General features: G+C 42.3%; 13 protein-coding genes. 7 read left to right on the top strand and 6 right to left on the bottom strand.

Features of this window, described 5'->3' with window-relative positions; translation table 11 throughout:
• Positions 1–261: 261 nt before the first annotated feature.
• From V7K97_RS11175 to V7K97_RS11160, 4 genes are all read left to right on the top strand, one after another.
• Positions 262–900, top strand: coding sequence for a lysophospholipid acyltransferase family protein (locus tag V7K97_RS11175; protein WP_334800981.1), 639 nt, complete (start codon positions 262–264; stop codon positions 898–900).
• Between the two features lie 327 nt (positions 901–1,227).
• Positions 1,228–1,536 (top strand): DUF2288 domain-containing protein, encoded by a 309-nt coding sequence (locus V7K97_RS11170; RefSeq protein ID WP_334801196.1) that lies wholly within the window; start codon positions 1,228–1,230, stop codon positions 1,534–1,536.
• 106 nt (positions 1,537–1,642) lie between these two features.
• A complete protein-coding gene (locus V7K97_RS11165; RefSeq protein WP_334800980.1) occupies positions 1,643–4,060 on the top strand; it encodes an endonuclease MutS2 in 2,418 nt (805 codons plus the stop codon).
• Between the two features lie 14 nt (positions 4,061–4,074).
• On the top strand, positions 4,075–4,245 hold the full coding sequence (locus V7K97_RS11160; protein ID WP_334800979.1) for a hypothetical protein: 171 nt from the start codon (positions 4,075–4,077) through the stop codon (positions 4,243–4,245).
• A 112-nt stretch (positions 4,246–4,357) separates the two neighbouring features.
• On the opposite strand, the gene V7K97_RS11155 is transcribed toward V7K97_RS11160, so the two are convergent.
• Positions 4,358–5,176: a PEP-CTERM sorting domain-containing protein gene (locus tag V7K97_RS11155; RefSeq protein ID WP_334800978.1), complete on the bottom strand. Its 819-nt coding sequence runs from the start codon at positions 5,174–5,176 to the stop codon at positions 4,358–4,360.
• A gap of 59 nt (positions 5,177–5,235) precedes the next feature.
• Positions 5,236–6,165 (bottom strand): molybdate ABC transporter substrate-binding protein, encoded by a 930-nt coding sequence (locus V7K97_RS11150; protein WP_334800977.1) that lies wholly within the window; start codon positions 6,163–6,165, stop codon positions 5,236–5,238.
• Between the two features lie 694 nt (positions 6,166–6,859).
• Here V7K97_RS11150 and V7K97_RS11145 point away from each other — a divergent pair.
• Positions 6,860–7,465 (top strand): DUF3038 domain-containing protein, encoded by a 606-nt coding sequence (locus V7K97_RS11145; RefSeq protein ID WP_334800976.1) that lies wholly within the window; start codon positions 6,860–6,862, stop codon positions 7,463–7,465.
• A gap of 233 nt (positions 7,466–7,698) precedes the next feature.
• Positions 7,699–9,342 carry a DUF4335 domain-containing protein gene (locus tag V7K97_RS11140; RefSeq protein ID WP_334800975.1) on the top strand — a complete coding sequence of 548 codons (1,644 nt, stop codon included), beginning with the start codon at positions 7,699–7,701 and terminating at the stop codon, positions 9,340–9,342.
• 621 nt (positions 9,343–9,963) lie between these two features.
• Here V7K97_RS11140 and V7K97_RS11135 read toward each other — a convergent pair.
• The 3 genes from V7K97_RS11135 to V7K97_RS11125 are packed head-to-tail and all read right to left on the bottom strand — an operon-like array spanning position 9,964 to position 11,060.
• On the bottom strand, positions 9,964–10,425 hold the full coding sequence (locus tag V7K97_RS11135) for a ferredoxin (protein WP_334800974.1): 462 nt from the start codon (positions 10,423–10,425) through the stop codon (positions 9,964–9,966).
• Positions 10,425–10,811, bottom strand: coding sequence for a DUF1257 domain-containing protein (locus V7K97_RS11130; protein ID WP_334800973.1), 387 nt, complete (start codon positions 10,809–10,811; stop codon positions 10,425–10,427). The genes V7K97_RS11135 and V7K97_RS11130 overlap by 1 nt, the downstream gene beginning before the upstream one ends.
• 39 nt (positions 10,812–10,850) lie before the next feature.
• Positions 10,851–11,060 carry a DUF2997 domain-containing protein gene (locus V7K97_RS11125; RefSeq protein ID WP_190938822.1) on the bottom strand — a complete coding sequence of 70 codons (210 nt, stop codon included), beginning with the start codon at positions 11,058–11,060 and terminating at the stop codon, positions 10,851–10,853.
• A 995-nt stretch (positions 11,061–12,055) separates the two neighbouring features.
• Here V7K97_RS11125 and V7K97_RS11120 point away from each other — a divergent pair.
• Entirely contained in the window at positions 12,056–12,622 is a 567-nt protein-coding gene (locus V7K97_RS11120) for a protein-tyrosine phosphatase family protein (protein WP_334800972.1), read from the top strand.
• Positions 12,623–12,896: 274 nt separating this feature from the next.
• Here the strand turns inward: V7K97_RS11120 and V7K97_RS11115 are convergent, their stop codons facing one another.
• The gene (locus V7K97_RS11115) at positions 12,897–14,354 is read right to left on the bottom strand and encodes an ABC transporter ATP-binding protein/permease (protein WP_334800971.1); all 1,458 of its coding nucleotides are present in this window, start codon (positions 14,352–14,354) and stop codon (positions 12,897–12,899) included.
• Positions 14,355–14,372 lie beyond the last annotated feature (18 nt).

Here is a 14,372-nt window from a genome sequence, read left to right as displayed (position 1 = left end):
TAACAGTAGCCTTTAGGCTACATTCGATATGGTAAAATACTCCAATCAGTACAAGATTTAAACCTACCCCCGGACTGGGGGAAAGTCTACACCCGAAAATCGTCAGGAGATATCACCACTATGCCGTAATGGGCAAAGGTGGTGCAGCCCAGGAACCTGTGGAAGCAGGATATCAAAACAGCGATGTTTTAAGAATCTCCTCGCCTTGAGGCACGAGAGTGTCAAGCTAAATTCAGTTTAATTTGAATTATCTTATCTTCTGTGGATAAAAACCGCGAACCGTTTATCAGTCTGGCACTTTACCACGCCTTAAAATGGTCAGTGATCAGCCCCATGTTTCACACTTACTTTCGGGGTAAGATTTATGGTGCAGAAAATGTCCCCCAATCAAGGCCGTTGCTGATAGTGAGTAATCACGCCAGTTACTTTGACCCGCCAATTGTTTCCATCTGTGTACGTCGTCCAGTGGCGTATATGGCTAAAGAAGAGTTATTTAATATCCCCATTTTGGCGCAAGGAATTAGATTGTATGGTGCTTACCCGGTAAGTCGGGGAAATGCCGATCGCAGTGCTATCCGTTCTGCCCTACAATATCTCAATAACGGTTGGGCTGTCGGTATTTTCTTGGCAGGTACTCGCACCCCAGATGGTCGAATTACAGACCCCAAAAGAGGCGCATTGCTGCTGGCGGCGAAAGCAAAAGCCCAAATATTACCGGTGAGTGTTTGGGGTACTGAGGAGATTTTACAAAAAGGATCGTCCCTACCTCGCTCAGTTCCCGTCACTGTGAGAATTGGTAACTTGATTGATGCTCCCAGTTCCACTAATAAAGGGGAATTAGAGGCGTTGACACAAAAGTGTGCCACGGTAATTAACGAAATGCATGATTTGGGACGGTGAAATCAGAAGTTGAGTTAGGAGTTAGGAGTTAGGAGTTAGGACTTTTCAAACAACCTCTAAGAGTTAAGAGTTAAGACGCGATTAATCGCGTCTCTACAGGAGTTAATAAATAGTAATTAATAAACTATTGCGAAAATATTTTAACAGCCAGGGACTTGATTCCCTGGCTAATAGCAAAAGTCCGTTGAAAGAGACTAAAACTACTGTGATTAGTCTGTTTAAACCTACTTGAGCTATTAGCCCGAAAATAAATTTTCGGGCGGGTGTTCGACTTTTGCCAGAGGTCTAATGTAAAATAGTTTGTTAGCCAAGACAAATTGGGGAATGATGTCGGATTTAAGAGCAGAATTAACAGAAATTTTGGATGAGGCAGAGTGGGAGTGGCTAATTCCTCATGTACAAAGAGATGCAGTAGTTTTGGTGGCACCGGAGTTAAACTTGGTGGATGTTGGAGTAGCGATCGCCAGCGATCGCATTCCATCAGTAGAACAATGGATTAATGAGCAATTGATTACCAAACCCACGACCGTACAGATCGGAGAATGGAATGGCAATCGCGACAAGCGATTTCATACCCTCATCGTCCAGCCTTACGTTTTGGTGCAGGAAATGGTCAATCCAAAAATGTCAATCTAAAATCCCAAAGGGATTGACTATTGACTAAAGCAAAATTTTCTCCTTTAATATTTACCCATCGGGGAGCTATAATTGTTACGATAATTTCAGATTAGATGTTGAAACCTTGATCCAATCTGAAACCTTAGAACTATTAGAATGGCATCGCCTCTGCCAGCATCTTGCCACCTTCGCGGCAACTAAGCTGGGGGCGACAGCTGCGCGTCATCTGAAAATACCCGATTCTCAGACTCAAAGCGAACAGTTGTTAGGGCAAACCAAAGAAATCTACCAACTGGAAACTCGCCTCACCACAGGACTGTCATTTGAGGGAATTCAAGATATTGGCGATTCCTTAGAACGGGCAGAACGCAGTGGAGTTTTGACAGGCGATGAACTGTTAGCGATCGCCACCACCCTCGCTGGTGCCAGAAATTTGCGTCGTGTCATTGACAATCAGGAAGATTTACCGATATTGACCGGTTTGGTTGCCGATTTGCGGACTTATCCCGAACTAGAACAGGAAATCCACCGTTGTATTGATGAACGCGCCCAGGTAAACGATCGCGCCAGTCAAAAACTGGGAGAAATTCGCACAGATTTACGGCGATTACGCAGCCAAATTACTCAAAAACTGCAAAATATCTTACAGGCCAAATCTGGCGCAGTTCAGGAACAGCTAATTACCCAACGGAGCGATCGCTTTGTCATCCCCGTAAAAGCACCCCAGAAAGATGCCATCCCCGGCATTGTCCACGATACCTCTACCAGTGGTGCCACCCTGTACGTGGAACCTAATTCGGTAGTGCCCTTGGGCAACCAACTACGGCAGATCATCAGAAGAGAACAAGCCGAAGAAGAAACGATTCGCCGCGTTTTGACAGAACAAGTAGCCGCAGTCAAACCAGATTTAGAGAGGTTGTTAGCGATCGCTACCACTTTGGATTTGGCAACCGCTAGATCGCGATATAGTTATTGGCTAGGAGCGAATCCCCCACGATTTATCCAGCGCGAAGATAGGGAAATCATTACCTTACGAAATTTACGGCATCCTTTGTTAGTGTGGCAGCAACAGCACGAACAAGGACAACCAGTAGTTCCTGTAGATTTGCTGATTAGTCCGCAAATTCGGGTAGTGACAATTACTGGGCCAAATACTGGCGGTAAAACTGTAACCTTAAAAACTTTGGCATTAGCAGCATTGATGGCGAAAGTGGGTTTATTTGTCCCCGCCCGCGAACCAGTAGAAATACCTTGGTTTGATCAAGTGCTAGCAGACATTGGCGATGAACAATCCTTACAGCAAAGTTTATCCACATTCTCTGGACACATCCGCCGCATTAGTCGGATTTTAGAAGCATTGGGGACTGGGGACTTGGGACTTGGGACTGGGGAAAAGGAAATTCCTAATCCCCAATCCCTAGTTTTACTCGATGAAGTTGGTGCCGGCACCGATCCAGTTGAAGGTAGCGCCTTAGCGATCGCCTTATTGCAATATCTCGCCAACCATGCCCAGCTAACCATCGCCACCACTCACTTCGGCGAACTGAAAGCCCTAAAATACGAAGACGATCGCTTTGAAAATGCCTCTGTAGAATTTGATGAAAGTACTCTCTCGCCTACTTACCGTCTGCTGTGGGGCATCCCCGGACGTTCTAATGCCTTAACCATTGCCCTGCGCTTGGGATTAAAACCAGAAGTAGTAGAACAGGCAAAAACCCAAGTAGGAGAAGCCACAGATGAAGTTAACCAGGTGATTGCTGGGTTAGAAGCGCAACGCCGCCGCCAAGAAACCAAAGCTGCGGAAGCCCAAAGTTTGTTGCAGCAAGCGGAACGTTTATACAAAGAAGTATCCGCAAAAGCCGCAAGTTTGGAGGAAAGGGAAAGCAGTTTGCGGGCTTCACAAGAAGTAGCAGTAAAACAAGCGATCGCCCAGGCCAAAGGTGAAATTGCCCAAGTAATCCGCCGTTTGCAGAAAGGTACGCCCACAGCCCAAGAAGCCCAACAAGCCACCACTGCTTTGAATCAAATTGGCCAGCAATATCAGCCAGCAACGCCAGCCAAACCAAAAGTTGGATTTATGCCCAAAGTAGGCGATCGCCTCCGCGTTCCCAAATTGGGACAGATTGCCGATGTGATCACCGCCCCTAATGAAGATGGGGAGTTAAGCGTTCGCTTTGGGCTAATGAAAATGACTGTGAAATTGGAAGATGTAGAATCTCTAGATGGCCAAAAAGCAGAACCAATCGTCAAAGCCAAACCAGCCCCACCACCAGTAACCCCACCACCGCAAAGTGTCCCAGAAATTCGGACTTCCCAAAATACCATCGATTTGCGTGGTAAACGGGTAGCTGATGCCGAATACATTTTAGATAAAGCCATTTCTGAAGCTACAAGCCCACTCTGGATTATTCACGGGTACGGTACTGGTAAGCTCCGGTTAGGTGTCCACGCCTTTTTGCAACAGCATCCCAGAATTAAGAACTACGAACCAGCAGAACAAGCAGATGGGGGCAGTGGTGTTACCGTTGCTCACATAAAATAAAGAGCAGGAATGCTATGTTATTTGAACTCAATCAACTAATTCTTAGAGCCGGTCATCAGTCGTTGATTAAAGATGTCTCCTGGTCGGCATACAAACGCATTTTAGCAGAATTGGGAGACAATCGCAGTTATCGCATAGCTTACAGTCAAGGCGTGCTGGAAATAATTAATGGGACAGACTACTAGTGGGATAAAACTATTGTTAGCTGCTTCTTCAAAAAAACGTCAATGTCTTTTCTTATTCCCTGTCACCAATTTATGATTTCACCACCCAAAGTTAGGATGAAGATAATGTAATCTACGGCAATAATTGGCGCTTTTTACGTAATTTCCATACCATCAAACAAGATGAACTAACTAGCAAGAAACCTGAGATTGTTGGTTCTGGAACTTTGGTGATTACTAACGAGAGGTTATCAGCATAGCCATCATTGACGCGCCCGCGAACATAGTTCATATCTAGAGCAACATTAATTTGTTTTGCACCGACAGGAACAAAACCCTGGATGGACTTAAATAATAAACCTGTTGTATTATTTCTTTCGTCTGGAGTGGGAGAAGTAATGAATGCTGTGTTTAGAGATTGACCATCTTGATTGAGGAAATTAAGACTAAACTTCACATTATCTAAATCAGTGCCGTAGCCACCTAACCAAGCGCTCAAATCGTATGCTCCTTGACCAGCATCAATTATAGAAGCAATGTCAGCTAGATCAATTAGTTGAGAACCACTTGATGAGCCTCTATTAGCACCACCATAAAAGAGATTTTTTCCACGTACACTTGGCCCTGAACTATTAGGATCAGGAAGTCCACTAACAGCAACTATATTGCCCAAAGGGTTAGTAAATTCAAAACCTGTTGCTCCATATTGCAGCACACTAAAACTATCAGTTGGAATCCAGCCAGGGATAAAGGGGATATCAGTCCCAACAGCATTACCAATGGGATCTCCTTGCCCTTGTTCTGCATCCCCATTAACAATAAGATTTTGACCAAGGGTGGCTGCATAAATAGGGCTAGCAAGGAGAATACTTGATGAAATTCCTGCTATCAGACCTATACTCGCCTTTGCTATTTTTTCAGAGAGAAAAGGAAATATATTCAGTTTTTTCATATTTTGATTCCTTATTGAATGTACTATCACCTTCAAAAAAAGACAAGATTAGTAAGTTTTTAACGGTGGTAGTCTAATTTAATTAATTGCTTTTTATTCAAGATGAAAGCTACACCTACAGCCAGTAAAATTCCACCCCCACCCTGATGTTCGGGAACAGAAGTAGAGGGTGCGCTAAATCCATACTTGGCCAAAATTTCTTGCCCTTCTGGTGAGAGGATATATTCAACTAATTTTTCCCCATCAGGATCGGCATTTTTCAGTGTAGTCAATCCATAATTAGCTTTTGTTGCTAAATAGTCGGGTAATTCTACTATTTGGAGATTGTCACTACCTAATATTGCTTGAGCAGCCTTCCCACTGGTGTAATAAGCTAAAAAGATGTCTGCCTGCTTTGTTTGTTCTAGAAAGTAGACTAAATTATTTTTACCATTAGGAACTATAGGAGCATTAGGATTACCACCTACTAATTGCAAAGCTTTATTCTTCAGAATTTGAGAGCTACCAGGTTTAATCTGATTGGTCTTATCAAATATCTGCCATGCATAGTCACCAGATGGATCTGCTACAGGTGTGGAGGTTCCCACTTTGATTTCGGGTTTTAGCAAAAAATCCAACAAATTATCTGATGTGATACCAAGTCCTGATCTGACAACAGCAGTCATGCGGTTGCTAGTGAAGTTCACTACAGGTTCACTTAAACCTTCTTCAAACAACGTCTGAGGGTTATTAATATCTGCACTGGCAAAAACATCTGCGGATTTTCCAGTTTTGGATAATTCTTGTTCTATAAGTTCTCGTATTGAACCAGACGGGCCAAATTGCGTTTCTACTGGAATCCCATATTTCTCCTTAAAAGATTTAGCTACTTCTGTGAGGCTATCGCGCAAACTACCAGCACCGTATAGTTTAACCGCGAATGCCTGAGTTGGCAGAGTCACACCGATAGCACAAGCTATCAGTGAAAAGGCAAAAAAATGCTTTTTCATAGTTGTTATATTATTGTGTTGCTATTACTATTGAGTGAATTATTTGCAAGTATTATTCAAGTATTTATTTCGGCTAAACGTATAAATAATTACTCCCCTCATCAAGTTTATAAATGAGTTTTGAGATGTGCGTGGTTTCCGGTTAGAGCTATACTACCAACTAAGTTGGAGAAAATCAATAGCTCAAGATATTGAAACCCTAACTCGATCAAACTTTTAAGCTTGTCCTCAGTTTTATGGAGGTATGAATCATCCTGATATTGCCCAGCCTGTCCTGAAATAACAGGTTGCACATCAGTGAAAATGTGGTGGGATGATGGAAAGCAGCAAGAAGCGCCTTTAGCAAACAGGCAAAAGATTTGTATAGTAATTATGTATAGATGAAGACCAAGTAATAAACATCAAGAAATTTCAAAATTTAAAACCGCAAATAAATTAAGAGGTATTCTAAATAATTAGCGTTTAGTATTCAAAACAATAGTTTATTTATACTCTTGTACGGAACTAGCAGCAAAAGTCGGGTAAACCTTAACTAGAATTGATAATTTTCTACTTTGTCCAAAATAAATTTTCATCTAGAGTAGGACAGAGATACCTGCTGTTTACCACATAGAAAATGGGAAACCAAGCTTGATGCTTGAGAGTCTGGTTTCAAAATGGGTAACAGCAACATCCCCTATCAGCTTGATCACCTATGCTAAAAGTTATGCACTCGGCCGCCAACTCAGCCACTCCAAATTCCCAGTGGGAGGATTTAATCAAGCTTCCAGCCCCAAACACAGTTCAATGGGACAATATCAAAACCCAATTAGACTTGGTGCTGTTGGCGCTAGAAACCTTAACTGGCATTGGTTCAGAGGCTATGCTTTCGGCGGCAACTGATCTGAATTTAGAGTCAAGAGTGCCAGACCGCGTAGCTTTATGGCGATTGCGCCAATCAAATCCCCTACGCAAAGGTCAAGGAGGGCGAAAAAAGCTAGATGTCGAAGAAGCGCGATCGCTTGTTCTGATTATCTGCTACCTAGCCAAACAGCACCAGGAATTGATTCGCCGCGCTGTTGGCCTGTTGGAACAAATGGCAGAAAATAACCGGGAACCTCACCAGGCTGCTTTACTTGGAGACTATATTGATGCTTTTTGCAACACCTACCAAGAGCGGATGGAAGAGGACGAGCAAATCTCAACGGATTTACTAACCAACCTGGCACTAAAACTGCTTGTAGATTTACTTTTTTACAGCGCTACTGGTGGGCATCGCCGTCTCTGGCTAGCACTTATAGACCGTTCGACAAAATTTTAAATTTTAGATTTGAAATTCCTCAACCAAAATTCGCTTGTGATTTGTTTGCTAGGTAAGGATTCCCTTTTGATGTTCGCTAGCCCTTGGGCGATGCACTATCAGCACTGCTTCCTCCTTGCACACCAGTTTCGATAAGGGAAGGAACCTGACAAAGTTCTGTTTCAACTTTTCTTTGCAAGCAACTGGCTCAACTTTTTGCAAAATCCCAAATAGTCTTCCTCGCAGTTCCTGCTATGCCTCTATCAAATTCTGTCATTCGTCGCTACACACCCCCGACTTGCACGCTAGAAGTATTCGCCCAAAGCTCACCTCTGTCCCGTTGGATGGGGAAAACTGTCCTTAAACACCTAAGCTTTGAGCTATGTTTTGATGATCCCCGACTACCAGAAGAAAACAGAGTGCCAATTCGAGGCGATCGCGACCAACTTGAAGCTTTATGTGATGCCGTCACCAACTATGTACAGCAATTTCTCCAACAGCCTCCAGAAAGCTTTCGGGTCAGTTTCTCCAGTCAAGAGCAGTCAAGCACAACACTGGATGAACCGGAATTAAAGTCTTCAACAAAAACATTAAATTCCTTTAGTACCCAGATTCCAGGGGCAAGTATCCGCTTAGAACCCAGTGGCTATTTAAATCACAATTTAGTTCTCGGTTCTCTCGCCAACCACTCATCTGGCCCCGTAATTAAACTCAGCCTGCTACAACTATTTGATTTAGCAAGTGCTTTAGATGAATACTCGACTGATGTCATGGCACTCCCAACTCTCAACAGCACGAGTTCCACTCTGAGATTCCCTGCTTGGGCACCTGTTGCCGCAGTATTAGTATTAGGTGTAGGTTTTTTACCAGTTACCTGGCAATATGCTAACAACATTAGGGAAAAGCAACAGCACACAGCCAAAACAGCAGATCCAGCAGCAGTAAAGATTGCTTTAGAACCTTCACCCCCACTAAACTTTCCCACGCCTGAAGCTGGACTCACCACGCCATCAGATAATTTGCTAGGTTCCACCCCTCCACTTCCCACATCCACTTTGCCCCAAGCACCTCTAACAGTCCCCAGTTCTAGTTTCTCTCCATCGCCACCTTTAAATCTAAATAAGGGACTGACAATATCTCAGGGGACGACTTCAACCTTTCTCAAGAATGGTGCGATGCCAACTCTACAAGACGCTCCGCGAACGGCGAGCTTCTCTAACGCACCATCTAGCAAAATTCCCGGAAAGGAAATTGCCATATTACCAAATCTGGAACAGAACCTTACAGGGTCAAGTTCCCAAGCTGGTGGTCTCCCTCATCGGCGGAATTTGCCACCCAGACTATCTTCTAATCCAGGCAGTTTACCAACTAATATCTCACCAGTAGTCCCCCCCTCTCTTGACACCATACCCAATAATAGTGGTGGCCTTACTCAACCCACCCCATTAAACTCACAACAGCTAGACGAAACAATCAATTCCCTACAGCAATCTTCTGCTGGAGAGAAACCGACTTCAAAACTTTCCTCTTCTAGAACTGGCGATAATAATCCCTTTATCGATCAATTAGGGAATGTACGCAAAACTCCCACATCCACAGAAGTAGCTACTGGCACATTATTTGATACACCTCAAGTAGCAGAAGCTAGAGAATACCTAAAAAAGCGTTGGCAACCACCTGCTGGACTAACAGAAACATTAGAGTATAGTTTGATAGTCAGTGTTGATGGCACAGTTGAACGAATTTTTCCCCTCAATAAGGCGGCAAGAGAATTCGTTGATAGTGCTGGGATGCCTGAAGTTGGTAAACCTTTTGTTTCCCCCAATACACGCGGACAAAATTTTAGAATTCGAGCTGTTCTCAGTCCTGATGGCAAGGTACAGACTTTTCCAGATTAATAAGTAAATTAATCCGTTTAATGCCACTTGTAAAACTGGTACAAATCTTGTGCCAGTTTCTACTTACTCCAATTGCTCTTGAGCTTAGACCTCTTGAATAAATCAAAAATAAAGAACCCCACCCCGCATTTGCTAATGCAAACTCTCCCCTCCCCGCTTGCGGGGAGGGGTTAGACGAGGCAAAAGTAGAAAAATTGCTTTCACAACACGATCCTCTAAATTTCAAATGAATGGAGTTATAGCGGTTCTCGTTCACGTGAGGTACACCCGTAGGCAATACAGTTCGGTTAAGGTTTTTTGATGAAAATTATATGATCACAAGGACGGGATAAATCGCCGTCAAGAGGAAAGACTGATTATTGTAGAGACGGCGATTTATCGCGTCTCTTGCCTTAACCGAACAGTATTGCACCCGTAGGGGCAATTCATGAATTGCCCCTACACCTTGCGATCTAATTTTATACCGCATCTGAGTGGGAACCGCTATATACCAATTTTGGATGAACAGGCTTTACAAAAAAGCTGTTTCAGCAATATAAAACTTGACGTGATCTAGACAATGACGAAAACAAAAGGACTGGATATACCAGTCCTTTATTATATTGATTTAACTTTTTTATCTTAATAACGGGATTTTTTAGTCTTTAATTTTTGCTTTTTACGCCGATGTTCCCCAGCCGCAACTGCCTGTTCTACCGGATAACCCACTACAGGAATTACCTGGTATTTGCGTTCTTCTTCTAACTTTTTCAGTTCAGTGTAATTAACCCAATGAATGCAATCAACTGGACAAGTGTCAATTGCTTCTTGGATAATTTCCTCACCGTCCCCATCTTGCCGAACCACCCGCGATCGCCCATAATCTGGTTCAATGTAAAAGGTGTTACGCGCAACATGAGCGCAATGCTTGCAACCGATACAGGTGATTTCGTCAACGTAAACACCATTTTGCCGCAACACACCACCCAATTCCGGTTCTAAACCAGAACGTTCTGGGGCATCCCGTAAAAAACCCCCTAACTCTGGTTCCAAACCGGAACGGTTATCTTCTTGTTCTTCCGGCGACGGCAGAAAATCAGCCATTACGCACTCCAGCGCTGTACTACTAGGCGAATTGAACCATCTTCATTTTTTTGTTGTTCAGAAACTTGAAAGCCAACACGAGCGGTTTCTTTCACAACTGTTTGATAAGCATAACGCTGTGTTACCTGGCGCAAAAATCCGTCTACAGACAGGTCTTGTTGCCAATATTGCAAGTCAGCCACCAGTTCATATTCCTTGCCATTCCATCTAAAGCCGATGTCATAGCCATTTTCCTGCTCAATACTAACTTCCGCAGGATGGGTTTGACCGCGATAGCCACGGACTTCACGCGGGCCGGGTTTCCAGTCTACGCCCAATTCAGTCAAAGCTTCTTTCAAAGAATCAAGGTTACGGATTTGAGTCTTAATTTGGCTAAAGTGTGACATGGTGGTTGTGAATTAATAACACTAAACTACTGTGAAAACTTACCAATCGCTGTAAGTGGTGTGTGTATTCGCCACATTTGATTGCTGCACCTGAGCGGCGAAATATTCTGAGGTTGGCTCATGATTAAGTACTTGTCCCAGCTGCGCTTCTATTGCTGCTGTAACCTCAGCGCAAGAATTACCCACAATGCCAGTGACTTTCTCTTGTACCCGACCGTCTGGATAGATTATGAACTCTAATGTCTCCATGTTGTTGGCCAACCAGGATAAGTAAACTTAAATTGTACTGCCTTCGCAGACGGCTAAAAATATAGCCTTAGGAACATTTTTACTTAGATACAAACTTGCTATTTGCTAACTAATGTTTCATATTCCAACATATATATCTCAGAATCTTTACAAAACTTATTAATATTATAAGCATATACATCAGTATTTAGTTAGTCTCTCTTAACCTCATTGATTAGTCAAGGTAACAACTGAGTTTGCTAGGTAAGGGGCAAAAGCCCTAAATATAAGCATTAGAGGTAATATAGCCAGCAATGCAATTCACAAAAATATAAAATTTATTGAAAAACTTTATTATTACCATTCGATTTATTTTATTCTCTTCCAGGTTGGATACAGTGCAGTATCAGCCTACAGCAGGATATTAGGGTATACGTAGGTATTATCCTAAGTCTTTGATATAGTTACTTTAGTTAGCACAGGGTGTAAGTGGATTTTTAGAGGTTGTTTTAAAAGTAGTTAGGTGTGATTTTAGGCACTCATTGATCCCCACTAACCCCCCTTAAAAAGCAGGGCTGATTCATTCCCTAAAAGACCTTAATTTACAAGCGTATCAGTCAAAAAAATCAGGTTTTTAAACACTCTAATTGGGTCAAAAACCAGGCGATCGCACTTAAATTTACCGATTGAAACAGTAATTTTTCGATTACCAACTCACTAAATTTTCTGGTTGATACTCTTGACAAAATTCTGATCTGAACGAATGAAACAGCCCTGCCCTTAAAAAGGGGGGAACCGGAATCAAAGTCCCCCTTTTTAAGGGGAGCCACTGCGCCCTTGCGGTTCCCCGACTTGTTCGCGCAGCGTCTCCCCTTGGGAGAAGCACGTGGCGTGGATTTAGGGGGATCTCCAAGGGTTAGGCGTATAAAAAAAACTTTTCAAACATCCTCTTAGACTGCGATCGCCATTTTCTGCCATTGATGAGATTTACCAACCCCGACTCTAGACAGATAAATATGTACAAGTTTGCCCCAGCTTGGGAGAAAGAGCAAATAGTCTTTGGTGCTGCGCGGCCTGGATACACTGACAACAATGTTCAGGATTGGATAGAATTCATGAAGCGCCAAAATATCAAGCGTGTTTGCTGTCTTCTTCCTGAACAACAGCTAGCTTCTTACTCTGATCTTCTAAATATATACAAACAAGAATTTGGGAATCAGCTAGTTTGTTGGGCACCAATTGCAGATTTCCATTTATCTAATTTAGAAACTCTCACACAAAAAATACTTCCTTTCTTAATAGAAGCCGATAAACAAAATGAGAAAGTTGTTGTACACTGCGCTGGTGGAATTGGACGTACTGGACATGTGTTAGCGGCTTGGCTAGTTAGTGTCCGAGGATTATCAAAGCAAGCTGCAATAAATGCTGTCAAAAAAACAGGTAGAAATCCTTATGAAGCTGCGTTAGCGAAGCCTACCGAAGGTATCGCTGCTGTATTTAGAGTTAGAAATCCCTTGACAGTTGTAAAAGAACTTGACATACTTCTCAATGATTGCCGTCTAGCAGTGCATCAAAGATTTTGAGTTTGCTATAGGATTACTATTTGATTTTTGAACAAAATTAGGTACTGTAGTGGCGTGTCAAGGCTAAAATGTTACAAAATAATTGTAGGTTGGGTGGAGGCTTTGCCAAAGCCAACATCCTGGTATGTGTTGGGTTGCGCTCCGCTCCACCCAACCTACGTCTACACTGTAAATCGTCTAGTCGAAGTTAACCAAAAACACATCAAATTGGAATGCGATCGCACTCATCACTACAATAGGCGATCGCATTATGTTCTATATAGACGAGAAAAGGCTATTGAATTACCGAATCGCGTTTATACGCCCATACAGCTATCAATCCAAACATACCTCCAGCCCACAATAGCCATAGTAAATGTAATAACAGGTGTTTGTCATAATTTAGACCTGCTGCCCATAGGGTTAGTTCTCTATAGTGGTAAAAAGGGGAGAAAGCAACTAAATCCTGTAAATAACGTGGATTAGTTAGAGGTAAAGCACCACAACTTGCTAACCCAAGTGGAATAGATAATCCAGCAATAGAGTCATAACTTTTAGGTTCTGTTAAATAACTTAGTGCTAGACCAAAAACAGCAAAAGGTATAACTCCCAACACTAAGCTGAAGACAAGAAGCAATAGTTGTTCAGGATTAATATCTATTTTTAAGCGCCAAATCCCTAATATCATAATTAAGGTAATAATTATGGCGCATAATATCAGAGTTGTTACAACTTTTGCAGCGATATAGATAACTGGTGGTAATGGAGTTATACGGAGCAATTTTAACCAACCTTCAGCGCGTTCAACTGAGACTCTCTTACCTAACCTATCAATGGCAATCGTCAATAAAATTAATACACTAAATGATGTTAGTGCTTGTTTTGCTAATTCACCATGAAATGGAAGAACACTGCTGAAACACGCAAACAGGATAATACCTAATAAAAAGAGAGGTGTACGAAATAGCTGAATTATTTCTACCCGCATTTGCTGCAAAAAGATAAATGCAGCACCTTGTGGTTGAATTACAGGTATACCTTGTGAAACTTTTTGATTATCAATTTGAATTATCTCTTGACTCGTATCTTCACTAAGTTGACCTTCTGGTGGTGCTTCAGAAAGTTCATGGAGAGTGACATAACGAGTGGCAAGTGGGCTAAGTTTATCTAACTCAGGTTGTTCAGGGTGTATCACCATTAAAATTGTGATTCCCTGCTTTTGGCAAAATCTTATTTCTTGCCAAAACATTTCACGACCTTTCTTATCAAAATCTTTTGTAGGTTCATCAAGTATAAGCAGTTCTGGATTACCCACTAAAGCAAGAGCAAAATACAAACGTTGTTTTTCCCCACCGGCTAACTCACTAACCCATGCTTCAGATTTATCTTCAAGACCGACCCTTTTCAAAATATCTTGAACTGTGTATGACTGAGGATAGTAACTTCGTACAAGCTGCACAAGTTCTTTAACTTTCAAATTTTTAGGAACTGTTGTTTCTTGTAAAACGGCACCTACAGCTTTTTTTGCAGAAGATTGTTGAGGAGAAAGACCCATAAGTTTTACTTCTCCTTCACTGGGCTGGACAAGCCCTAAAATCAAATTAAGTAATGTACTTTTGCCTGCACCATTGTTTCCTAGCAATACTACAAATTCTCCTTTTTCAACAAAAAAATCCATGTTTTGAATAATCGGGTATTCATTAAAGCCTTTCCGAAAGGTTTTAGAAACATTGCGGATTTCAATCAAGCTCATACTCGTATTCCTGCATTA

This window comes from Nostoc sp. (assembly GCF_036917815.1).
Classification (GTDB): Bacteria; Cyanobacteriota; Cyanobacteriia; order Cyanobacteriales; family Nostocaceae; genus Nostoc.
Note: the sequence above shows the minus strand (reverse complement) of the source record. Positions and strands in the feature narration are given on the sequence as shown.